The organism is Mycolicibacterium cosmeticum, assembly GCF_000613185.1.
GTDB lineage: Bacteria > Actinomycetota > Actinomycetes > Mycobacteriales > Mycobacteriaceae > Mycobacterium > Mycobacterium cosmeticum.
Map to the genome: position 1 here is coordinate 1,643,775 of NZ_CCBB010000001.1, position 21,076 is coordinate 1,664,850.

Below are 21,076 nucleotides of genomic sequence, written 5' to 3' on the forward strand. Positions count from 1 at the left end.
CGCAGCGGGCCAGCCGTAGGCTGGCAACCATGTCGACAGCACCGTACGGAGTCCGACTGCTGGTGGGTGTCGCGGTGACCGCCCTGGACGAGACCCGCAAGCTCCCGCAGACCATCCTCGCCTACCCGATGACGGTCGCCAGTCAGGTCGCGCATCTGGTGATGAAGGTCCAGCAGGACGTGGCCGACCTGGTGATCCGTGGTGACGAAACGCTGGAGAGCCTGTTCCCGCCGAAGGACGAGCAGCCCGAGTGGGCGACGTTCGACGAGGACCTGCCCGCCGACGAGGGTGACGCGGTCGACATCCCGGTCACACGCACCAACGAAGGCCGCTTCGCGCTCTACAGCGAAGGTGAACCGGACCGCCCGGCCGAGGACAAGCCGGCGCCGCGCACCAACGGTTCGGCCCCGGCCGTGGTCGCCGACCTGGGGTACGACGCGCTGACGCTGGCCCAGCTGCGCGCCCGGATGACCTCCCTGAAAGTGGACGAGCTCGAGGCCCTGCTGGCCTACGAGGAGGCCACCAAGGCCCGCGCGCCGTTCCAGACCCTGCTCGCCAACAGGATCACCCGCGCGACGGCGAAGTGAGCGATCCCGGCCAGTCACCGGAGAACCCCTGGCCGGTCAGGGCGGTGGCCACCCGGGTGGCCAAGTGGATCGACCGGCTGGGCACCGTCTGGGTGGAGGGTCAGATCGCCCAGCTGACCATGCGGCCGGGCTGGGGCACCGTGTTCATGGTGTTGCGCGACCCGGCCGCCGACATGTCGCTGACCATCACCTGCGTCCGGGACCTGGTGGTGAACGCCCCGGTGAAGCTGGCCGAGGGCACCCAGGTGATCGTGTACGGCAAACCGGTCTTCTACACCGGCCGTGGCACGTTCTCGCTGCGGGTCACCGACATCCGCGCGGTCGGCATCGGTGAACTGCTGGCTCGGATCGAGCGCCTGCGCCGGTTGCTGGATGCCGAAGGGTTGTTCGATCCGCGGCTGAAGCGTCCGATTCCGTTCCTGCCCAGCACCATCGGGCTGATCACCGGGCGCGCGTCGGCCGCCGAGCACGATGTCGTCGCCGTGGCGTCGGCCCGCTGGCCGGCGGTGCGGTTCGCCGTCCGCAACACCGTGGTGCAGGGACCGAATGCGGTACCGCAGATCGTCGACGAGCTGCGCGCCTTGGACGCCGACCCCGAGGTGGACGTGATCGTGCTGGCCCGCGGCGGCGGCAGCGTCGAGGACCTGCTGCCGTTCTCCGACGAGACACTGTGCCGCGCCATCGCCGCCTGCACCACCCCGGTGATCAGCGCCGTCGGGCACGAGCCGGACAACCCACTGTGTGACCTGGTGGCCGATCTGCGCGCCGCCACCCCGACCGATGCCGCCAAACGCCTGGTGCCCGACGCGGCCGCCGAACAGGCCATGGTGACCGATCTGCGCCGGCGCGCCGCGCACGCGCTGCGGCACTGGGTGCACCGCGAGGAACGCCTGATCGACCAATTGCGCACCCGGCCGGTGCTGGCCCAGCCGCTGCTGGCACTGAATGCCCGCGCCGACGAGGTGCAGCGGGCCCGGGCCGCGGCGCGCCGCGACATCAACCGGCTGATCGCCGGCGAGAGCGACCGGTTGGAACACCTGACGGCCCGGTTGTCCACGTTGGGCCCGGCCGCCACCCTGGCCAGGGGTTACGCCGTCGTGCAGGTTTTGGACGGCGCCGAGGCAGCCGTCCTGCGGTCCGTCACCGAAGCCCCGGCGGGCACCCGGCTTCGGGTCCGCGTCGCCGACGGCGCCGTCATCACCACGAGCGAGGGATCAGATGAAGCCCATTAGTCAATTGGGGTACGAAGAGGCACGCGACGAGCTGGTCGAGGTGGTGCGCACCCTGGAGCAGGGCGGCCTGGACCTGGACGCCTCGCTGAAGCTCTGGGAACGGGGTGAAGAGCTGGCCAAACGGTGTGAAGAACACCTGGCCGGGGCGCGTAAACGGGTCGAGGACGCCCTGGGTGCCGCCGACGTCGAGGACGATTGATCGCACAACCGGCGTGGGCCGACTTCATCGCCGGCCTTTAAAATTAGAACACGTTTCATTTATGCTCTGGGCATGGGTGACGCAGCACTGACAACCGACCTTGGCCACGTCCTGGTGACCGGAGGCTCCGGATTCGTCGGCGCCAACCTGGTCACCACGCTGCTGGAACGCGGCCACCAGGTGCGCTCCTTCGACCGGGTCCCGTCTCCCCTGCCGGATCACCCGAAGCTGCAGACCGTCGTCGGAGACATCACCGACACCGCCGACGTCGCCAAGGCCGTCGACGGGATCGACACCGTCTTCCACACCGCGGCGATCATCGACCTGATGGGCGGGGCGTCGGTCACCGAGGAGTACCGCAAGCGCAGCTTCTCGGTGAACGTCGAGGGCACCAAGAACCTGGTGCGCGCCGGCCAGGCGGCCGGCGTACAGCGCTTTGTCTACACCGCGTCCAACAGCGTGGTGATGGGCGGCCAGGACATCGCCGACGGTGACGAAACCCTGCCGTACACCAACCGGTTCAACGACCTCTACACCGAAACCAAGGTGGTGGCCGAGAAGTTCGTGCTGACCGAAAACGGCGAGCGGGGCATGCTCACCTGCTCCATCCGGCCCAGCGGCATCTGGGGCCGCGGCGATCAGACGATGTTCCGCAAGGTGTTCGAGAACGTGCTCGCCGGACACGTCAAGGTGCTGGTCGGCAGCAAGGACATCAAGCTGGACAACTCATACGTGCACAACCTGATTCACGGTTTCATCCTGGCCGCCCAGCACCTGGTGCCCGGCGGCAGCGCACCCGGCCAGGCGTACTTCATCAACGACGCCGAGCCCGTCAACATGTTCGAGTTCGCCCGCCCGGTGCTCGCCGCATGCGACCGTCCGCTGCCCACCTTCCGGGTGTCCGGCCGGCTGGTGCACAAGGCGATGATGGCCTGGCAGTGGCTGCACTTCAAGTTCGGGATTCCCGAGCCGTTGATCGAACCCCTTGCGGTGGAACGGCTTTACCTGAACAACTACTTCTCGGTGGCCAAGGCCGAGCGCGATCTGGGGTACCGGCCGCTGTTCACCACCGAACAGGCCATGGCCGAATGCCTGCCGTACTACACAGACCTGTTCCACCAGATGGCGAGCAAGACCGGCCAACCCGCCGGCGTGTGACTGCCGGCCCGCCGGCGGTGTGACCGTTCAGCGGTACAGGTAGGCCGGCTGCCGCGTCGACTGCTCGATCCGTGCCGAGGCCTCCACGAGCAGGTCGGTGCCCAGGGCGATGAGCGCCCGGGCCGCGGCGATCTCCTCACCGATCATCGGCAGGTTGGGGTCCATCGGATTGCGGTAGGCGTCACCGGTGGTGGCGAAATCGTCGCCGCGTAGCCGGGCCCGCGCCGAGGCGTGCGTATGGATGTCGTCCTCGACGAACTCGATGTCGACATGCCACTTGTTGGTCAGATCTTGGTCGTACATTTCGATCACCTTCCACCTCCAGCGTGCGCCGTGCGGCGCGCAGAATCCAGTGGCAGTCGGGCTCAGAAGATGGACGAGGCCGGCGGTGCTGTAGCACCCCGGCCTCTGGTTTCTCGCTCGGCGTCTACAGTGCCGGGGAAACTTGAGGTCCAGGATACGGCACCCGCGGAGCACCGACCAAACCGTTGCTAACGCGCGCGGCCCCGACCACTCAGGATCGCCCGCAGCATCGGCACGCTCAGCGGGTTGGCCGCGGCCGCGACGGCGGTCAGCACCCGGTACGCATCGAGCTGGGTGGCGCCGGGCGGCACGATGTACAGCAACGAATGCCGGTTGTGCGTGCCCATCAGGTAGATGGTGTCGCGGGCGATCATGGAGTACGCGTCGATGGCCACCGTGCTGGATCCGCGCACGACGCGCGCCGGTGCACTGTCCCACTGGGCAGGGTCGTACAGCACCCGCCGCACCGGGCCGATCCGCAGCCCGAGGACAGCCACCAGATCGGCAAGTCCGGTACCCAGCTGGCGGTCGGGTGGCCACCATGCGCCGGCGACGGTGCCTTGCAGGCCCGGGCAGTTCGACAAAGCCAGTCGGGTGGTGAACGCGTCATCGACCATCGACGATCTTCCCGTCTACGGGTAATCCGCAGATGGTGTCCGACGACCGGCACTCGACAAACCTACGATGCCGCCAGCCTAGCAAACTCACAGGGTGTCGCGTAAGACCGTGTCACCAAACAACATTCATCGATCGGCCGCTGAGAAGCGGTGTCGGAAGCTGACAGAAGCGCCGATCACGCGAGGCAAGGCCCATACCGCCGACAGGAGTGACCGGGCTATCGAGAAACTCGACGAGTTTCTCGCGAAGGACTGAAAGACGCGGGAACGCAGCGGTTCCGCACCGGAACGTCTAGCGTTTCGGTGCGGAACCGCACGCATCCCTCCCAGGAAAGGCTGAGCACCCATGCCTGACGGAAAACCGAACATCCTCGTCATCTGGGGTGATGACATCGGCATCTCCAATCTCAGCTGCTACAGCCGGGGCATGATGGGCTACTTCACGCCCAATATCGACCGGATCGCCGACGAGGGAATGCTGTTCACCGATTCCTACGGCGAACAAAGCTGCACCGCCGGCCGGTCGTCATTCATCACCGGGCAGAGCGTCTATCGCACCGGGATGAGCAAGGTCGGCATGCCCGGGGTGGACGTCGGCCTGCAGGCCGGCGACCCCACGATCGCCGAGCTGCTCAAGCCGCTGGGGTACGCCACCGGTCAGTTCGGCAAGAACCACCTTGGCGACCTGAACAAGTATCTGCCGACCGCGCACGGCTTCGACGAGTTCTTCGGCAACCTCTACCACCTCAACGCCGAGGAAGAACCCGAGCACGAGGACTACCCCACCGAAGAGGAAGCACCGCTGCTGCGCAAGGCCCTGCTGCCGCGCGGTGTCATCCACTCGTGGGCCACCGAGGAAGACAGCGGCGAGGTCGACGAGCGGTACGGACCCGTGGGCAAGCAGCGCATCGAGGACACCGGCCCGCTGACGAAGCTGCGCATGGAGACGATCGACGACGAGACCACCGAGGCCTGTGCCGACTTCATCCGCCGGCAGCACGCCGAGCAGACCCCGTTCTTCGTGTGGATGAACATGACGCACATGCACTTCCGGACGCACACCAAACCGGAGAGCCGCGGCCAGGCCGGCCGCTGGCAGTCGCCGTACCACGACACGATGATCGACCACGACCGCAACGTCGGCACCCTGCTCGACCTGGTCGACGAGCTCGGGATCACCGAGGACACCATCGTCATCTACTCCACCGACAACGGTCCGCACGCCAACAGCTGGCCCGACGGCGCCACCACCCCGTTCCGCAGCGAGAAGGCCACCAACTGGGAGGGTGCGTTCCGCATCCCGGAGATGATCCGCTGGCCCGGAAAGATCAAGCCGCGCAGCGTGTCCAACGAGATCATCCAGCACCACGACTGGCTGCCGACGTTCCTGGCCGCCGCGGGCGATCCCGACATCGTCGAGAAACTCAAGAGCGGCCACAAGGCGGGAGCCGACGGGCAGACCGAGTACAAGGTGCACATCGACGGGTACAACCTGCTCCCCTATCTGACCGGGGAGGTGGACGAGAGCCCGCGGCGCGGGATGATCTACTTCTCCGACGACGGTGATGTGCTCGGCATCCGATTCGACAACTGGAAGATCGTCTTCATGGAGCAGCGCTGCCAGGGCACGCTGCAGGTGTGGTTCGAACCGTTCACCAAGCTGCGCGCACCCAAGCTGTTCAACCTGCGCACGGATCCCTTCGAGAACGCCGACATCACCTCGAACACCTACTGGGACTGGCTGATCGACCGGCTGTATCTGATGTTCTACGGATCCGCACTGGTCAACCGGTTCCTGGAGACGTTCAAGGAATTCCCGCCCCGGCAGGAACCGGCATCGTTCACCATCAACCATGCGGTCGAGGAACTGGAGAAGTTCCTCGCCACCCGCGGCGGATGAGCCTTCCCTCCTGGACCGACGGACCCACGAAGTCGGCGATCGTCGACTTCGTGGGCCGGACGGTCGACCACATCCCACCCGAGGAGCGGGTGGCCGTGTTCGACAACGACGGCACGCTGTGGTGCGAGAAGCCGGCCTACATCCAGCTCGATTTCCTGGTGCGCTGGATGGCCGCGCAGGTGGCCGCCGACCCGGCCCTGGCGCAGCGCCAGCCGTACACCGCGGCGGCCGCCGGTGACCTGGCCTGGTTCGGTGATGCCGTCACCAAGCATTACAACGGTGACGACAGTGACCTCAAAGTGCTTGCGGTCGGCATCCTTTCGGCCAACACGGCACTGACCACCGAGGAGCACGCCGCCCGGGTGAGCGCGTTCTTCGCCGAGGCCAGCCACCCCACCCTGGGCCGGCCCTACACCAGCTGCGGGTACCAGCCGATGGTGGAGTTGCTGCGCTACCTGGAGGACAACGGGTTCACCTGCTACATCGTGTCCGGTGGCGGCCGGGATTTCATGCGGCCGATCACCGAGGCCATGTACGGCATCCCACCGGAGCGTGTGGTGGGCAGTTCGGTGGGGCTCGAGTTCCGCGACGGGAACCTCGTCACCACCGCACAACCGGAGTTCCTCAACGACGGGCCGGTCAAACCCGCCCGGATCTGGGGCCGGGTGGGCCGAAGGCCCATCTTCGCCGCCGGGAACTCCAACGGTGACATCGAAATGCTGCAGTACACCAACGGCTTTCGCCTGCTGGTCGCACACGACGACGCCGACCGGGAATTCCACTACACCGCCGGCGCCGAGAAGGCCCTCGGCCTGGCGGCGGCCGACGGCTGGACCGTCGCCAGCATCAAACACGACTGGACCCATGTCTTCCCCTGATTCGCCCAGATGCACAAACGGGCCGGAAAGTGCAAGTGATTCCGGCCGGAACGTCGATCTCGGCGAGGACATGGTGTGGATTCCGCCGCAGACGGCGCTGCTGGGCTCCGATGGCTTCGAACGCGAGGAAGGCCCGGCCCGCGAGGTCGAGACGACCGGGTTCTGGATCCAGCGCCACCAGGTGACCAACGCGCAGTACGCCGAATTCGTCGCCGACACCGGCTATGTCACGGTGGCCGAGCGCCCGGTGAATCCCGCCGACTTCCCCGGTGCCCCGCCGGAGAACCTGGTGCCGGGGTCCATGGTGTTCCGGCGCACGCCCGGTCCGGTGGACCTGCGCCACCTGTCCCAGTGGTGGGTGTGGACCCCCGGGGCGTGCTGGGACCATCCGCGCGGCCCGCGGTCCTCGTTCGCAGGCCGCGAGCGGCATCCGGTGGTGCACATCGCCTTCGAGGACGCCCAGGCCTACGCGGACTGGGCGGGGCTGGCGTTGCCCACCGAGGCGCAGTGGGAGACCGCGGCCCGGGGCGGCCTGCGCGCGGCCACCTACACCTGGGGCGACGAACCGGAGCGCCCCGGTCAACGACTGGCCAACTATTGGCACGGCGAGTTCCCCTATCTCCCCGAGACCGGTTATGGCACAACGCAACCGGTCGGAAGTTTCGCGCCCAACGGCTACGGCCTGTTCGACATGGCCGGTAACGTCTGGGAGTGGACCACCGACTGGTACGGGCCCGACCGCGACAGCACACCGTGCTGCGCAACCGACAGCCGCGACCCCCGGTTCGGCATCCCCCGCAAGGTGATCAAGGGCGGCTCGTTCCTGTGCGCGGACAGCTATTGCATGCGCTACCGCCCGGCCGCCCGCCGCCCGCAACAGGTCGACACCGGCATGAGCCATATCGGGTTCCGCTGCGTCAGAAACCCTTAACCGAAGCCCGGCGCCACGAACCGCTGCAGCAGGCGCGCCTCCACGTCGGCGCCGGGTGCCGGCCAGAACAACAACGCCAGCACCACCCGCACGATCCACTGCGCGGCCTCCGGATCGTCGTCGGCCACACCGGCGAATTCGGTGGCGTACGCCATCACCGCGTCCGACGAGGTGAGTGACCGCGCCCCGGGCGCCCCCACCACGGTGGCGGCCAGCGGATCGGCCCGAATCTCGCGCAGCGCCACCGCAATCGCGGTCAGCACCCGGTCGGTGCCGGTGCGCTCGTGCACCGCGGCGCGCACCGTCTCGACGATCCGGGCCGCCGACCTGGCCAGCACGGCGTCGCGGATCTGCGCCTTGGTGCCGGCGTGCCGGTACACGGTGGCGCGCGAACAGTGCACGGCGGCGGCCAGTGCGTCGATATCGATATCGCCGAAGCCGCCGCGCCCCATCATGTCGGCGGCCGCGGCATAGATGCGTTCGGCGGCCGCCTCCCGGCGGTCACCACCCAGCAGCCAATCCGCACGGCCCGGCGACATGCAACCATGTTTATCGCACATTGAGACAAAAGCACAACATCATCTCACCGAATCGGCACGTCACGTCGCCACCGTGAGACGCCGCCATCGACGGTGCCGGCGCCCCCCGTATCAACTTTCCCCGATCCCGTTGACGAGGACACCTCCGCGCCCGAGTCTGGGAAAGTGATTGCGCCTCAAGACTTCTTCGCACCCGACGCGCTCGACGACCCGTACCCGCTGTACGACATGCTGCGGGACCGACCGGTGCAGCAGGTCGGCGACAGCGACTTCTTCGTGGTCTCGACGTGGGATGCGGTCAGCGAGGCCACCAACCGCCCCGACGATTTCTCGTCCAACCTCACCGCCACCATGGTGTACCGGCCCGACGGCAGCGTCACCCCGTTCGGCATGGACGGTCTCGGCGGGCCGTCCCACGTGCTGGCCACCGCCGACGAACCGCGGCACGCCGCGCATCGCAAACCGGTGCTGCTCAAACTCGCCGCCAAGCGGCTGTTCGCGCTGGAACCGGTGATCACGGCCATCTTCGACGACCTGTGGACCGACGCCGACCAGGACTGGATGGCCGCGGTGGCCAACCGGCTGCCGATGACGGTGGTGGCCGAACTGCTCGGCCTGCCCCGGGCCGATGTCGACGACCTGATCCGGCGCGCCTACGCCAGCACCCAGCTGCTGGACGGACCGCTGGCCGACGAGGACCTGGCCGCCTCGGCGGTGGCGGCGATGCAACTCGGCGCCTACCTGATCGACAAGTTCACCGCGGCGGCGGCCACACCGGGTGACGACCTGATGGATCAACTCGCGATCACCTGTGCCGCAGGCGAACTGGACTCCACCAACGCCGGGATGATCCTGATCCAACTGGTCGCGGCGGGCGCGGAGTCGACGGCCTCGTTGCTGGGCAGCGCGGTGTGGGTGCTCGGTTCCCGCCCGGCGGTGCAACGGCAGGTGCGCGCGGACCCGGCGCTGCTGCCGGTGTTCATCGAGGAGGTGTTGCGCTACGAGTCGCCGTTCCGCGGCCACTACCGGCATGTCACCACCGACACCACGCTGGCCGGCACCGACCTGCCCGCCGGTGCGCACCTGTTGTTGCTGTGGGGCGCGGCCAACCGGGATCCGCTCCGGTTCGACGTCCCCGACGAATTCCGGCTCGACCGCCCCGATGCGCGCTCGCACCTGGCCTTCGGCAAGGGGCTGCACTTCTGTGTGGGCGCGGCGCTGGCCCGGCTGGAAGCACGGGTCGTGCTGCGCCGGCTCCTGGACCGCACCACCTGGCTGGAGGCACCGCAGCGGCCGGCCTGGCTGCGCAGCGTCCTGGTGCGCCGGCCCGCGCGACTCGAACTGCAAATGCGGTGCGCACCCGTTCGCTAGGGTTGGAACACGTTCTAATCCCCCGACGGAGGGTCCATGACCGACACCGTGCTGGTAACCGGCGCCTTCGGGCTGGTCGGGTCGGCCACCGTGCACCGGCTGACCGCAGACGGCCGCCGGGTGGTGGCCACCGATCTCGGTACCCCCGCCAACCGCAAGGCGGCGGCCGCGCTCCCCGTCGGTGTGACGGTGCGCTGGGCCGATCTCACCGACCCGGCCGCCGTCGGCGCGCTGGTGGCCGAGACGGAGCCGTCGGCCATCGTCCACCTGGCCGCGGTCATCCCGCCGTTCATCTACCAGCGCCGCGGCCTGGCCGAGAAGGTCAACGTCGGCGCCACCGGCACCCTGCTGGCCGCGGCCGAAAAGCTTTCCACCCCACCGCGATTCGTCCTGGCTTCGAGCATCGCGGTGTACGGCTCGCGCAATCCGCACACCCAGACCGGGCTGCTCACCTCGGACACCCCGGTCAATCCGGCCGACATCTACGGCGACCACAAGGTCAAGGCCGAGGCGCTGGTGCGGTCGTCCGCACTGGACTGGGTGATCCTGCGGCTCGGCGGTGTCCTGACCGCCAACCCCGGTTCCTACGTGAACATCGACAACTTCTACTTCGAGGGCATGCTGCCCACCGACGGCCGGCTGCAGACCGTCGACGTGCGCGATGTCGCCTCCGCGTTCGCCGCCGCCACCACCGCCGACGCCGTTGGGGAAACCCTGCTGATCGGCGGCGACGACGGCACCCACCGACTGCTGCAGGGTGAGGTGGCCCCGGCGATGGCCGCCGCCCTGGGCCTGGTCGGCGGACTGCCCACCGGACTCAAGGGCGACCCGGACAACGACGACGGCTGGTTCGCCACCGATTGGATGGACACCACCCGGGCGCAGGAAGTGCTTGGTTTCCAACATCATTCCTGGCCCCAGATGCTCATCGAGACCGCCGAGAACGCCGGTATCAAACGTCCGCTGCTGCGCTTGATCGCCCCGCTGGCCCGGCAGATCCTGCAGCGCCGCACGGCGTATCACGGCACCGGCCGCCGGTACGCCGACCCGTGGGAGGCGATCAAGGCCACGTGGGGCGATCCACGCCCGGACGGGAGCACGACATGAGCAAGACTGCCGTCGTCGTCGGCGGTGCCTCGGGCATCGGGTGGGCGTCGGCCCGGGCGCTGGCCGCCGACGGGTACCGCGTCGTCATCGCCGACCGCAACGCCGACGGCGCGCAGGCCCGCGCCGCCGAACTCGGCGCACCCCACACCGGCGTCGTCGCCGATGTCACCGACGAAGCCTCCATCGCAACACTTTTCGAGAACTGCGCGGATGTCGCGGCCGTGGTGAACTGTGCGGGCTTCTCCAATATCGGCCTCATCGTCGACATGCCGGCCCAGGAGTTCCGCGCCGTCGTCGACGTGTGCCTCAACGGGGCGTTCATCGTGGCCAAGCACGCCGGCCGGCACCTCGTGGACGGTGGCTCGCTGGTGTCGGTCTCCTCGCTGAACGGGCGTCAGCCGGCGGCGGGCATGAGCGCCTACTGCGCGGCCAAGGCCGGGCTGTCCATGCTGACGCAGGTGGCCGCACTGGAATTCGCAGCCCGCGGGGTCCGGGTCAACGCCGTCGCCCCCGGATTCGTGCACACGCCGCTCACCGAAGGCGCCGCCCTGGTGCCCGGTGTGGTCGAGGAATACGTGGAGAACACCCCGCTGGGCCGGGCCGGCACCCCCGAGGACGTCGCCGAGGCCGTGCTGTTCCTCACCGCGGCGTCCTGGCTCACCGGTGAGGTGCTCGACCTCAACGGCGGGGCCCATCTCCGGCGCTACCCCGATCTGCTCGGGCACATCCAGAAACTCGCGGCGCAGTGACCGATCCGGTGAGATAGCCCTGTGGATACCGAGTTCACCCTCACCCAGAAGCGCGCGCTGGCCATCGCGACCGTGGTCGCCATCGCCTTCGGGGCGTACTTCCTGCGGGGCTTCTTCATCCTGATCGTGGTGGCCGCCGTGGTCGCGTATCTGTTCGATCCGCTCTACACCCGGTTGAACAAGCGACTGGGCAGCGGGCTGTCCGCGACGCTGACCCTGTTCGCCGCGCTGGCCATGGTGATCGTCCCGATCGCGGGCGCGGTGGCCATCGGCGTCGTGCAGATCAGCGTGATGGTCCGCAGCGTCAGCGACTGGGTGGGCAAGACCGACCTGAGCTCGCTCGGCGATCGGGGACTGCGGATGGTCAACGAACTGCTGGACCGGGTGCCGTTCCTTCAGGGCACCGACGTCACCCCCGAAGAGCTGCAGAAATGGGTGGCGACGTTCGCCCAGCGCGCCGGACAGTGGGGTCTGGAGTTCCTGCAGAGCGCCGCGGGTGGGTTGCTCGGCGGCGTGACCGCCGCCGTCATCTTCCTCTACGTCTTCATCTCGATGTTGGTCAAGGGCGACGAGTTACGGCTACTGATCCGCCGGCTCAACCCGCTGGGCGAGGAAGTCACCGACCTGTACCTGGCCAAGATGGCGGCCATGGTCCGCGGCACCGTGCAGGGCCAGTTCGTCATCGCCCTGGCCCAAGGCGTGGCGGGCGCCATCTCCATCTACATCGCCGGATTTCACGACGGTTTCTTCATCTTCGCCCTGCTGTTGTCGGCACTGTCGGTCATCCCGCTCGGCGGTGGCATCGTGACCATCCCGTTCGGGATCGGGATGGCGGTGTTCGGCAATATCGGCGGCGGCATCTTCGTGGTGGTGTTCCACCTGTTGGTGGTCACCAATATCGACAATGTGCTGCGGCCGATCCTGGTGCCCAAGGAGGCCAAGCTGGATTCGGCGCTGATGCTGCTGTCGGTGTTCGCCGGAATCACCATGTTCGGGTTTCTCGGCATCGTCATCGGGCCGGTGGTGATGATCGTCATCGTCACCACCATCAGCGTGTACCTGTGGGTGTACAAGGGCGTGCCGATGGAGGTGGGCACCGAGGACGACGACGAGCCGAAACGGCCGGGCCGGCTCAAACGCCTGATCGCCTACGCCCGGCTGGCCGCCCGGCGGACCCGGCCGGGTATCCCGGCACCGGCGAGTTCACCGCCGGTCGCCGGAGACTAGGCCGGCAGCGGGTGAGCGGTCTGCACCGCCTTGGCCAGCACCCGGAATTCGTCGGCACTGCCGGCGCCGGTGACGGCCAGCTGCGCACCATCCCCCAGCCGCGTCGTCCACACCGGCTCACCCTCACCGGCCTCGTAGACCACCCACTTCACGCCGTCGACATCCTGCGCGCCGGTGGGCACCAGGTCGGTGTTGATCGAGGCGACCAGCGCGTCCTCGTCGGCGTTGCTCTGCGTCAGCGCCAGGTACATCCCGCTCGGCGCCAGGTAGCCCACCCGCGAGGTCACCGCGCGGGTCTTCTGCCCGGTCACCGCGTCCACGCGGCCGCCGTCGATACCGCCGCGACCACCGGAGTTCGCCGTCCAGCCCTGGGGCAGCACCGGCAACCGGACCGGGATCTTCAGCGCCACGGCGTCGGCCTTCAACGCCGCCGGCGCGTCGTAGTTCGGGGCGGGCCCGGCGCCCGGACCGCTGGGCTGGAACGAGCACATCCCCAGAATCCCCGCCAGCACCACGCAGGCCAGCACCAACGGCGCCATCGACCAGAACATGTCGCGGCCGTCCTGCAACAGCCGATTCTTGGCGGGCGCGGGCACCGGCACCACGATCGGCGTGTCGGTCTCCGGGTCCCGCGGGCTGCTCATGCTGCCGCCTCGCAGGCTCGGCCGCAGCGTGGCGGCCGATGATTCGCTCCGCAAGCGTCGCTCATGCGTGCCAGTATCCCAGTTCCCAAACGAAGAGCCGCTAATGGGACAATCTGCAGCTATGACGCCTACGCGCCGGGAAGCGCCGGACCGCAACCTTGCCCTCGAACTCGTCCGTGTCACCGAGGCCGGTGCCATGGCCGCCGGCCGCTGGGTAGGCCGCGGCGACAAGGAAGGCGGTGACGGCGCCGCCGTCGACGCCATGCGCGAGCTGGTGAACTCCGTCTCGATGCGCGGTGTGGTGGTCATCGGCGAAGGCGAGAAGGACAACGCCCCGATGCTCTACAACGGCGAAGAGGTCGGCAACGGCGACGGCCCGGACTGCGATTTCGCCGTCGACCCGGTCGACGGCACCACCCTGATGAGCAAGGGCATGCCCAACGCCATCTCGGTGCTGGCGGTGGCCGAGCGCGGCGCCATGTTCGACCCGTCGGCGGTGTTCTACATGAACAAGATCGCCGGTGGACCGGATGTCGCCGACTTCATCGACATCACCTCCCCGATCGCGGCCAACATCCAGCGCATCGCCAAGGTCCGCAAGGCGTCGGTCTCCGACATCACCGTCTGCATCCTGGACCGGCCCCGGCACACCAAGCTGATGGCCGAGGTTCGCGAGGCCGGGGCGCGGATCCGGCTGATCTCCGACGGCGACGTCGCCGGTGCGATCTCGGCCTGCCGGCCGGATTCCGGAACCGACCTGCTGGCCGGTATCGGCGGCACGCCGGAGGGCATCATCACCGCCGCCGCGATCCGCTGCATGGGCGGCGAGATCCAGGCCACCCTCGCGCCGACCGACGACGAGGAACGCCAGAAGGCCATCGACCGCGGCCACGACCTGGACCGGGTGCTGACCACCAAGGACCTGGTGTCCGGCGAGAACGTCTTCTTCTGCGCCACCGGCGTCACCGACGGCGACCTGCTCAAGGGTGTCCGGTACTTCGGTGGCGGCTGCACCACCCAGTCGATCGTGATGCGGTCGAAGTCCGGCACCGTCCGGATGATCGACGCCTACCACCGGCTCTCCAAGCTCAACGAGTACTCCGCGGTGGACTTCACCGGGGACAAGTCCGCGGCCTATCCGCTTCCCTAAGAAAGGCAATTGATGACCGACAGCGCAGTCGACGCCGAGTACCGTATCGAGCACGACACCATGGGCGAGGTCCGGGTTCCGGCCAAGGCCCTGTGGCGGGCCCAGACGCAGCGGGCGGTGGAGAACTTCCCGATTTCGTTCCGCGGCCTGGAGCGCACCCAGATCCGTGCACTGGGCCTGCTCAAAGGCGCCTGCGCACAGGTGAACAAGGATCTCGGTCTGCTGGCCCCGGAGAAGGCCGACGCCATCATCGCCGCGGCCGGTGAGATCGCCGACGGGCTGCACGACGACCAGTTCCCCATCGACGTGTTCCAGACCGGTTCGGGCACCAGCTCGAACATGAACGCCAACGAGGTGATCGCCTCCATCGCGGCGGCCAACGGCGTGACGGTGCACCCCAACGACGACGTCAACATGTCGCAGAGCTCCAACGACACCTTCCCCACCGCGACCCACATCGCGGCCACCGAAGCCGCCGTGCGCCACCTCATCCCGGCGCTGGAGATCCTGCACGAGTCGCTGGCGGCCAAGGCCAAGCAGTGGCGCACCGTGGTGAAGTCCGGGCGCACCCACCTGATGGACGCCGTCCCGGTGACCCTGGGCCAGGAGTTCGGTGGCTACGCCCGCCAGATCGAGGCCGGTATCGAGCGGGTCAAGGCGACCCTGCCCCGGCTCGGCGAGCTGGCCATCGGTGGCACCGCCGTCGGCACCGGCCTGAACGCTCCGGACGGGTTCGGCGCCAAGGTGGTCGAGGTGCTGGTGGCTCAGACCGGTATCGCCGAATTGCGCACCGCCAAGGACTCTTTCGAGGCGCAAGCGGCCCGCGACGGGCTGGTCGAGGCGTCCGGCGCACTGAAGACGATCGCGGCGTCGCTGACCAAGATCGCCAACGATGTGCGCTGGATGGGTTCCGGCCCGCTGACCGGCCTCGGCGAGATCGCACTGCCGGACCTGCAGCCGGGCAGCTCGATCATGCCGGGCAAGGTGAATCCCGTTCTGCCCGAGGCGGTTACCCAGGTGGCCGCCCAGGTCATCGGCAACGACGCCGCCGTCACCGTCGGCGGCCTGTCCGGCGCCTTCGAGCTGAACGTCTACATCCCGATGATGGCGCGCAATGTGCTGGAGTCGTTCACCCTGTTGTCGAACGTGTCGAAGTTGTTCGCCACCAAGTGCATCGACGGCCTGGTGGCCAACGAGGCGCACCTGCGCGAGCTGGCCGAGTCGTCGCCGTCCATCGTGACGCCGCTGAACTCGGCGATCGGCTACGAGGAAGCCGCCAAGGTGGCCAAGCAGGCGCTGAAGGAGAAGAAGACGATCCGCCAGACCGTGATCGACCGCGGCCTGATCGGCGACAAGCTCTCCGAGGCCGAGCTGGACAAGCGCCTCGACGTGCTGGCCATGGCCAAGGTGAAGCCGGGCGAGTAACGGATTTGCGCCAGGTGTGAACGTCGCGGCGATTACTGCCGCGACGTTCGCACCAGCCGGTCGGGTGCGACGAAGGTGATTCCCGGCCAGGCCGTCAGGCTGTGCAGCAGCAGGCTCAACGTCACGGTGATCACCACCGCTTCGGTGATGACGGCGGCGTTCTGGATCCCGCCATGGCCGAGCACCAACAGGCCCAGCACCAGGGTGCCGATGCCGCGCGGGCCGAACCACCCGATGAACAGCCGGCTGCGCATCGGCACGTCGGTGCCGATCAGCGCCAGCTGCACCGCCACCGGGCGCACCAACACCAGCGCCGCCACGCAGAACAGCACGGTGCGCCAATCGATCTCGCGCCAGCCCAGGAACACCGCGTAGCCGCCGAAGATGGCGAACACCACCAGCTCGAGCACCTGCCCGGCGGCGTCGGACACCTGGGTGGGCACCGAGGTCTGCGCATGCCGGGCCACCGCGGCGAAACCCAGGCCGCCGACGAACGCGGCGACGAAGCCACTGGAATGCACCCGCTCAGCCACCCCGAAGCACACCAAAGCCATTGCGACGGTGGCCAATTGAGCCCACGTGCCGTTCATCCAGCCGCGCCGCCATGACGCCACCACGACCACGCCGCCGACCAGCCCGATGACCGCCCCGAGCGCCACCGCGACCAACTCGGTGTGCACCAGATACCAACTCCAGTGGGTCACATCGCGGTCGGCGTGTTCGGAGGCCAGCGCCAGCGCCGCGAGCGCTGCGGCCAAGGCGAACCCGTCATAGCAGCCGCTTTCCACCGACAGCGCGTGCCGGACCCGCTCCGGGATGCGCTGGTCCTCCAGCAGGGCGTCGATCAGGGCCACCTCGGTCGGCGCCATGACGGCGGCCAGGCACACCGCCTCCCACAGCGGCAGCACGGGCAGCAACACCACTGCCGTCAGCGTTCCGAGCAGCAACGCCAACGGGATACCGACGATGAGCAGCCGGAAGGTGGCATGGCCGCGGCGTACCGCGGCGGCCAGGTCCAGCGACGCCGCCTGATTGAACAGGATGACGGTCAGCGCCAACTGGGCCAGGATGTTGAAGGTCCGGGTGTCATCGGCGGCGATGACGTCGAACCCGAAGGGCCCGAGCATCATGCCCATGAGCACGAACACCAACCCGGGCGCCAGGTACCAGCGACTGACCAGACCCGAGATCACGGCATAGAGCAACACCAGCAGCGTGAGGGCGAGCGCGGTACCGGTGTGCACACCGCGAGATCCTAGTTTTACCGGCCCCGATCCGCCGGAGGCGGGCGGTGCGCGGCGGTGTTGAAGGCGATACCGCCGATACCGGCCGCGGCCGTCGCGATGTCGATGCCGGCACTGTTGGGGCCACGCTCGGGCGGCGCCGGGGCGGGCTGCGGCGCGGCAGGCAGGTGGTAGTGCCGGGCCAGCCGGTGCTCCTCCTCGGGGGTGATACCGGCCCGAACCCGCAGCGTCGGCGCCTGTTTGATGGTGCCCTTGTCGACGGCGACGGTGACGGTGTTGCGGTCACAATGCGCGCCGGCCAGGGGAACGAACGCCGACGACAAGCCGAACAGTCCGGTGCCCACCGTCACCCATTTCGGTTCGCGGGTGTCCGCGTCAACGAAGATCTGGTGGATCTTGCCGATCTTGTGGCCGGTGACGTCGTACGCGGTCGCACCGACGAACTGCTGCACCGAGCTCGTCATGTTCTTTCCTCCGTTTTCGGGGACATCCCGCAACGGGTAGCCGGATCGCCCCGGCCGCTAAACATCAGGCCCCGTTGTTCGGACCGCCCGAGTTGGCGCCGGGGATGTCGGTGATCGGGAAGTTCGGCATCGGCGGCGGTGACGGGGTGGCGGGCAGCGACGGGATCTCCGCGGCCGGGATATCGGTGAGATCGTTTACCGGCGGACCGTTCTCGCGACTGCCGTAACTGGTCCCGGGTTTGCGCTCGCCGAGCATGTGGGTGACGGTCACCAGGTGGTACCCGTTGGCCTTGAGCACCGGGATGAACTGGTACACCAGATCCACGGTGGAGGAATAGGTGTCATGAAAAAGGACGACAGCACCAGGCTTGATCTGGGTCATCAGCATGTACCGGGTGGCGGCGGTGTTGGCGTCGTTGAACCAGTCGAACGGGATGACGTCCCAGTTGATATCGGCCAGGCCCTGCTTGCCGGCCTCGGCCAGCACCGCGTCGTTGATCAGGCCGCCCGCGGTGCGCAGCAGTTTCGGCCGCTGACCGGTGGCCGACTCGATGGCGTCGCTGGCCTTGCTGAGCTGGGCGGGGATCGCCTCCGGCGGGATGGTGGTCATGTTGGGGTGTTCCCAGGTGTGGCTGCCGACCTCCATGCCGGCCTCGGCGACGCGTTTGGCGCCCGCGGGATTGGCCGCGACCTTGTTGCCGATCAGGAAGAAGGTCGCCTTGGAGTCGGTGTCGGCCAGGATCTTGAGCAGCCGGTCGGTGTAGGGGCCGGGTCCGTCGTCGAACGTCAGCGCCACGCATTTGACCTTGGCGCAGTCCACCACGTCGGGATCGTCGCGGCGGATATGGCCGGACAGCCCCCCGATGATCAGCACCGCGACGGCGGCGACGACGCCGACGACGGTCCACAGCCAGGCATGTCGTGACACCTCAGCAGCCTACCGGCTGGCGATTTGTGGAGCCGCAGCCGTAATGGTTACGGCTGCGGCTCCACAACTCACTCTCAGGGCAGGGCTTCGGGGCTGATCTCCTCGAGCATCTCGGTGACCAGCGCCGCGATCGGCGAGCGCTCGCTGCGCATCAGGGTGATGTGCGCGAACAACGGGTGGCCCTTGAGCTTCTCGATGACCGCGGCAACGCCGTCGTGCCGGCCCACCCGCAGGTTGTCGCGCTGGGCGACGTCGTGGGTGAGCACCACCCGCGATCCGGCGCCCAGCCGGGACAGCACGGTCAGCAACACGTTGCGTTCCAGCGATTGCGCCTCGTCGACGATGACGAACGAGTCGTGCAGTGAGCGGCCGCGAATGTGGGTGAGCGGCAACACTTCCAGCATGCCGCGGGACAGCACCTCTTCCAGCACCGCCGGGCTGGCGAGGCCTTCCAAGGTGTCGAAGACGGCCTGCGCCCACGGCCCCATCTTCTCGCTCTCACTGCCGGGCAGGTAGCCCAGGTCCTGGCCGCCGACGGCGTACAGCGGACGGAACACCACCACCTTGCGCTGAGTGCGGCGCTCCAGCACCGCCTCCAGCCCGGCGCACAGTGCCAGCGCCGACTTGCCGGTGCCGGCCTTGCCGCCGAGGGACACGATGCCGACCGACTCGTCGAGCAGCAGATCGAGGGCGACGCGTTGTTCGGCTGACCTTCCCCGGAGGCCGAACACTTCGCGATCACCGCGGACCAGCTGCACCCGCTTGTCGGCGTTGACCCGTCCCAGCGCCGAGGAGGTGCCGCCCAGCAGACGAACGCCGGTGTGGCAGGGCAGATCCCGCGCGGTGGCCAGGTCCAGCTCGCCGTCGGCGAACAGGGTGTCGATCTCCTCGGCACTGACGTCGAGCTCGGTCATCCCGGTCCAGCCCGAGGTGACGACGTCCTGGGCGTGGTACTCGTCGGCGGTCAGGCCGACCGCGCCGGCCTTGACGCGCAGCGGGATGTCCTTGCTGACCAGGGTGACGTGCTTGCCCTCGGCGGCCAGGTTGGCCGCGCAGGTCAGGATGCGGGCGTCGTTGGTGTCGGTGCGGAAGCCCACCGGCAGCACCGTCGGATCGCTGTGGTTGAGCTCGATGTGCAGCCGCCCGCCCAGGGTGCCGACGGGAATCGGCTGGTCCAGCCGGCCGTGCTCCAGGCGCAGGTCGTCGAACAGGCGCAGGGCTTGTCGGGCGAACCAGCCCAGTTCGTGATGATGCCGTTTGGCTTCCAGTTCGCTGATGACCACGAGCGGCACCACGACTTCGTGTTCTGCGAAGCGGGTGCACGCCCAGGGATCGGACAGCAACACGGAAGTGTCGAGCACATAAGTCCTGATCGGCGAATCACTCACGAGGCGCTCCTCAGCCCGCGCGGCCCCGCGAAGGCAGTTCGGCGGGCGCTGCGGCACCAGGACCGGGGCCGGTCCCGTTCTCGTCGAAACGTTCGGGTACCGCCCGGACAGCAAAGCATGTCGCTAGCCATCACCTGCGACGCTACTCCCGGTGCGCACGCTGTGCGCGTCAGGCGCGCCGCGCCAACCGGCACAACGGGTTACACGCGCGTGAACTCTCGTAACTCTGGTTCCTCGGCGAGCCCCCACCCGGCGATCCGGTCGGCGACCACGGCGCGCGATGCGGCCTCGTCGAAGATGCCGGCGCCGGCGACGGTGGCGATCTTGTCGGCGTAGGCGTCGATATCGCCGCCGACGACGCCGAGCTCGCGGGCGCGGGCCGCGATGGCCGCGATGGTCTCGTCACGCTTGGTTTCCAGGCAGTGCGCGACCAGGTTGGCGAAGAACACCTCGTGCCGCTCCTCGTCGGTGGCGATCTTGCCGATCAGCCCCTTGAGGATGGGCTCGTCGATCTGGGCTTCCAGGTTGCGGCAGAACACCGCGTGCTGGCGTTCGAAGAACGCCATGAAGACCAGGGTCTCGATCTGGCTGAGGCGATCGGCGCGGTAGCCCTTCATGACGTGTTCGACGCGGACGTCCTCGTTGGCCGTCGGGTCGATCTCCCGGGTCACCACCAGGTAGTTGCGCAGCGCGATGGCGTGCAGGTGCTCCTCGGCGGTCCAGCGGCCCAACCAGCGGCCCCACTTATCCTCCAGGATGAAGTGTTCGACCAGTTCACGGTGGTAGCCGGCCAGGTTGTCCTTGGTGATGAGCAGGATCTCGCAGGCGTCGGTCACCGGCTTGGGCAGGGTGACCTGGGACGGATCCCAGTCCTTGCCGCCGAGGAACGCGAAGTTCTCGCCCTGGTCGAACGGAACGTAGTCGTGGCCGTACCACAACTGTTCCGTCGCGAGATGGCGAGACAGGTTCTCCTCGACGACCGGCTCGAGTTCGAGGGTCAGCGCATTGGGAACAGGTTTCTGTGCCATGCAGTAA

General features: G+C 68.2%; 22 protein-coding genes. 13 read left to right on the forward strand and 9 right to left on the reverse strand.

All coding sequences use genetic code 11. The features are described from left to right. Positions 1-29: 29 nt before the first annotated feature. From BN977_RS07790 to BN977_RS07805, 4 genes are all read left to right on the forward strand, one after another. Positions 30-587 carry a lipid droplet-associated protein gene (locus tag BN977_RS07790; RefSeq protein WP_036396999.1) on the forward strand — a complete coding sequence of 186 codons (558 nt, stop codon included), beginning with the start codon at positions 30-32 and terminating at the stop codon, positions 585-587. Then, entirely contained in the window at positions 584-1,819 is a 1,236-nt protein-coding gene (gene xseA / locus BN977_RS07795; RefSeq protein ID WP_036397000.1) for an exodeoxyribonuclease VII large subunit, read from the forward strand. The genes BN977_RS07790 and xseA overlap by 4 nt, the downstream gene beginning before the upstream one ends. Further along, entirely contained in the window at positions 1,806-2,018 is a 213-nt protein-coding gene (locus tag BN977_RS07800) for an exodeoxyribonuclease VII small subunit (protein ID WP_024450149.1), read from the forward strand. Before xseA ends, BN977_RS07800 begins: the two co-directional genes overlap by 14 nt. Before the next feature lie 72 nt (positions 2,019-2,090). Continuing rightward, positions 2,091-3,176, forward strand: coding sequence for a 3-beta-hydroxysteroid dehydrogenase (locus BN977_RS07805; RefSeq protein ID WP_036397002.1), 1,086 nt, complete (start codon positions 2,091-2,093; stop codon positions 3,174-3,176). Between the two features lie 27 nt (positions 3,177-3,203). Here the strand turns inward: BN977_RS07805 and BN977_RS07810 are convergent, their stop codons facing one another. Together BN977_RS07810 and BN977_RS31375 are read right to left on the reverse strand one after the other, a co-directional pair. Continuing rightward, positions 3,204-3,479: a dsRBD fold-containing protein gene (locus BN977_RS07810; protein ID WP_036397003.1), complete on the reverse strand. Its 276-nt coding sequence runs from the start codon at positions 3,477-3,479 to the stop codon at positions 3,204-3,206. Between the two features lie 188 nt (positions 3,480-3,667). Continuing rightward, entirely contained in the window at positions 3,668-4,096 is a 429-nt protein-coding gene (locus tag BN977_RS31375; protein WP_051561153.1) for a DUF5994 family protein, read from the reverse strand. A 346-nt stretch (positions 4,097-4,442) separates the two neighbouring features. Between BN977_RS31375 and BN977_RS07820 the strand changes: the two genes are divergently transcribed. The 3 genes from BN977_RS07820 to BN977_RS07830 all read left to right on the forward strand — a co-directional run bounded on the left by BN977_RS07820 (position 4,443) and on the right by BN977_RS07830 (position 7,805). After that, positions 4,443-5,996: an arylsulfatase gene (locus BN977_RS07820; protein ID WP_036397004.1), complete on the forward strand. Its 1,554-nt coding sequence runs from the start codon at positions 4,443-4,445 to the stop codon at positions 5,994-5,996. Next, the gene (locus tag BN977_RS07825) at positions 5,993-6,874 is read left to right on the forward strand and encodes an HAD family hydrolase (RefSeq protein WP_024450154.1); all 882 of its coding nucleotides are present in this window, start codon (positions 5,993-5,995) and stop codon (positions 6,872-6,874) included. The genes BN977_RS07820 and BN977_RS07825 overlap by 4 nt, the downstream gene beginning before the upstream one ends. Before the next feature lie 70 nt (positions 6,875-6,944). Continuing rightward, positions 6,945-7,805 carry a formylglycine-generating enzyme family protein gene (locus tag BN977_RS07830; RefSeq protein WP_036397005.1) on the forward strand — a complete coding sequence of 287 codons (861 nt, stop codon included), beginning with the start codon at positions 6,945-6,947 and terminating at the stop codon, positions 7,803-7,805. Here BN977_RS07830 and BN977_RS07835 read toward each other — a convergent pair. Then, on the reverse strand, positions 7,802-8,344 hold the full coding sequence (locus tag BN977_RS07835) for a TetR/AcrR family transcriptional regulator (RefSeq protein ID WP_024450156.1): 543 nt from the start codon (positions 8,342-8,344) through the stop codon (positions 7,802-7,804). The genes BN977_RS07830 and BN977_RS07835 overlap by 4 nt on opposite strands. 165 nt (positions 8,345-8,509) lie before the next feature. On the opposite strand from BN977_RS07835, the gene BN977_RS07840 reads away from it, so the two are divergent. From BN977_RS07840 to BN977_RS07855, 4 genes are read left to right on the forward strand one after another with little or no spacing between them, the layout of a single operon-like run. Next, on the forward strand, positions 8,510-9,715 hold the full coding sequence (locus BN977_RS07840) for a cytochrome P450 (RefSeq protein ID WP_036397007.1): 1,206 nt from the start codon (positions 8,510-8,512) through the stop codon (positions 9,713-9,715). Positions 9,716-9,751: 36 nt separating this feature from the next. After that, positions 9,752-10,822: an NAD-dependent epimerase/dehydratase family protein gene (locus BN977_RS07845; protein ID WP_036397008.1), complete on the forward strand. Its 1,071-nt coding sequence runs from the start codon at positions 9,752-9,754 to the stop codon at positions 10,820-10,822. Further along, positions 10,819-11,571: an SDR family NAD(P)-dependent oxidoreductase gene (locus BN977_RS07850; RefSeq protein ID WP_036397011.1), complete on the forward strand. Its 753-nt coding sequence runs from the start codon at positions 10,819-10,821 to the stop codon at positions 11,569-11,571. Before BN977_RS07845 ends, BN977_RS07850 begins: the two co-directional genes overlap by 4 nt. Before the next feature lie 21 nt (positions 11,572-11,592). Then, on the forward strand, positions 11,593-12,798 hold the full coding sequence (locus tag BN977_RS07855) for an AI-2E family transporter (protein ID WP_036397013.1): 1,206 nt from the start codon (positions 11,593-11,595) through the stop codon (positions 12,796-12,798). Here BN977_RS07855 and BN977_RS07860 read toward each other — a convergent pair. Beyond that, positions 12,795-13,442: a DUF4245 domain-containing protein gene (locus tag BN977_RS07860; RefSeq protein WP_051561156.1), complete on the reverse strand. Its 648-nt coding sequence runs from the start codon at positions 13,440-13,442 to the stop codon at positions 12,795-12,797. The genes BN977_RS07855 and BN977_RS07860 overlap by 4 nt on opposite strands. Before the next feature lie 121 nt (positions 13,443-13,563). On the opposite strand from BN977_RS07860, the gene glpX reads away from it, so the two are divergent. Together glpX and BN977_RS07870 are read left to right on the forward strand one after the other, a co-directional pair. Continuing rightward, complete coding sequence (gene glpX / locus BN977_RS07865) at positions 13,564-14,592, forward strand: class II fructose-bisphosphatase (RefSeq protein ID WP_024450162.1); 1,029 nt, start codon at positions 13,564-13,566, stop codon at positions 14,590-14,592. Between the two features lie 12 nt (positions 14,593-14,604). Continuing rightward, entirely contained in the window at positions 14,605-16,017 is a 1,413-nt protein-coding gene (locus tag BN977_RS07870) for a class II fumarate hydratase (RefSeq protein ID WP_024450163.1), read from the forward strand. A gap of 32 nt (positions 16,018-16,049) precedes the next feature. On the opposite strand, the gene BN977_RS07875 is transcribed toward BN977_RS07870, so the two are convergent. From BN977_RS07875 to BN977_RS07895, 5 genes are all read right to left on the reverse strand, one after another. Further along, on the reverse strand, positions 16,050-17,261 hold the full coding sequence (locus BN977_RS07875; RefSeq protein ID WP_036397016.1) for a cation:proton antiporter domain-containing protein: 1,212 nt from the start codon (positions 17,259-17,261) through the stop codon (positions 16,050-16,052). A 17-nt stretch (positions 17,262-17,278) separates the two neighbouring features. Further along, positions 17,279-17,725, reverse strand: a complete 447-nt coding sequence (locus tag BN977_RS07880) for a PRC-barrel domain-containing protein (protein ID WP_024450165.1) — start codon at positions 17,723-17,725, stop codon at positions 17,279-17,281. Positions 17,726-17,789: 64 nt separating this feature from the next. Then, on the reverse strand, positions 17,790-18,653 hold the full coding sequence (locus BN977_RS07885) for a polysaccharide deacetylase family protein (protein ID WP_036397017.1): 864 nt from the start codon (positions 18,651-18,653) through the stop codon (positions 17,790-17,792). 74 nt (positions 18,654-18,727) lie between these two features. Next, entirely contained in the window at positions 18,728-20,041 is a 1,314-nt protein-coding gene (locus tag BN977_RS07890; RefSeq protein WP_024450167.1) for an RNA 5'-3' helicase PhoH2, read from the reverse strand. A gap of 200 nt (positions 20,042-20,241) precedes the next feature. After that, a complete protein-coding gene (locus BN977_RS07895; RefSeq protein ID WP_036398675.1) occupies positions 20,242-21,069 on the reverse strand; it encodes an acyl-ACP desaturase in 828 nt (275 codons plus the stop codon). Positions 21,070-21,076: the final 7 nt, after the last annotated feature.

Excerpts from the sequence above, each read along its gene's own strand:
- BN977_RS31375 (WP_051561153.1), bottom strand. The coding sequence starts at position 4,096 with ATGGTCGATGACGCGTTCACCACCCGACTGGCTTTGTCGAACTGCCCG.
- BN977_RS07820 (WP_036397004.1), top strand. The coding sequence starts at position 4,443 with ATGCCTGACGGAAAACCGAACATCCTCGTCATCTGGGGTGATGACATC.
- BN977_RS07830 (WP_036397005.1), top strand. The coding sequence starts at position 6,945 with ATGGTGTGGATTCCGCCGCAGACGGCGCTGCTGGGCTCCGATGGCTTC.
- BN977_RS07790 (WP_036396999.1), top strand. The coding sequence starts at position 30 with ATGTCGACAGCACCGTACGGAGTCCGACTGCTGGTGGGTGTCGCGGTG.
- BN977_RS07810 (WP_036397003.1), bottom strand. The coding sequence starts at position 3,479 with ATGTACGACCAAGATCTGACCAACAAGTGGCATGTCGACATCGAGTTC.
- BN977_RS07800 (WP_024450149.1), top strand. The coding sequence starts at position 1,806 with ATGAAGCCCATTAGTCAATTGGGGTACGAAGAGGCACGCGACGAGCTG.
- BN977_RS07895 (WP_036398675.1), bottom strand. The coding sequence starts at position 21,069 with ATGGCACAGAAACCTGTTCCCAATGCGCTGACCCTCGAACTCGAGCCG.
- BN977_RS07835 (WP_024450156.1), bottom strand. The coding sequence starts at position 8,344 with ATGTCGCCGGGCCGTGCGGATTGGCTGCTGGGTGGTGACCGCCGGGAG.
- BN977_RS07845 (WP_036397008.1), top strand. The coding sequence starts at position 9,752 with ATGACCGACACCGTGCTGGTAACCGGCGCCTTCGGGCTGGTCGGGTCG.
- BN977_RS07850 (WP_036397011.1), top strand. The coding sequence starts at position 10,819 with ATGAGCAAGACTGCCGTCGTCGTCGGCGGTGCCTCGGGCATCGGGTGG.
- BN977_RS07870 (WP_024450163.1), top strand. The coding sequence starts at position 14,605 with ATGACCGACAGCGCAGTCGACGCCGAGTACCGTATCGAGCACGACACC.
- BN977_RS07825 (WP_024450154.1), top strand. The coding sequence starts at position 5,993 with ATGAGCCTTCCCTCCTGGACCGACGGACCCACGAAGTCGGCGATCGTC.
- BN977_RS07805 (WP_036397002.1), top strand. The coding sequence starts at position 2,091 with ATGGGTGACGCAGCACTGACAACCGACCTTGGCCACGTCCTGGTGACC.
- BN977_RS07860 (WP_051561156.1), bottom strand. The coding sequence starts at position 13,442 with ATGAGCAGCCCGCGGGACCCGGAGACCGACACGCCGATCGTGGTGCCG.
- BN977_RS07880 (WP_024450165.1), bottom strand. The coding sequence starts at position 17,725 with ATGACGAGCTCGGTGCAGCAGTTCGTCGGTGCGACCGCGTACGACGTC.
- glpX (WP_024450162.1), top strand. The coding sequence starts at position 13,564 with ATGACGCCTACGCGCCGGGAAGCGCCGGACCGCAACCTTGCCCTCGAA.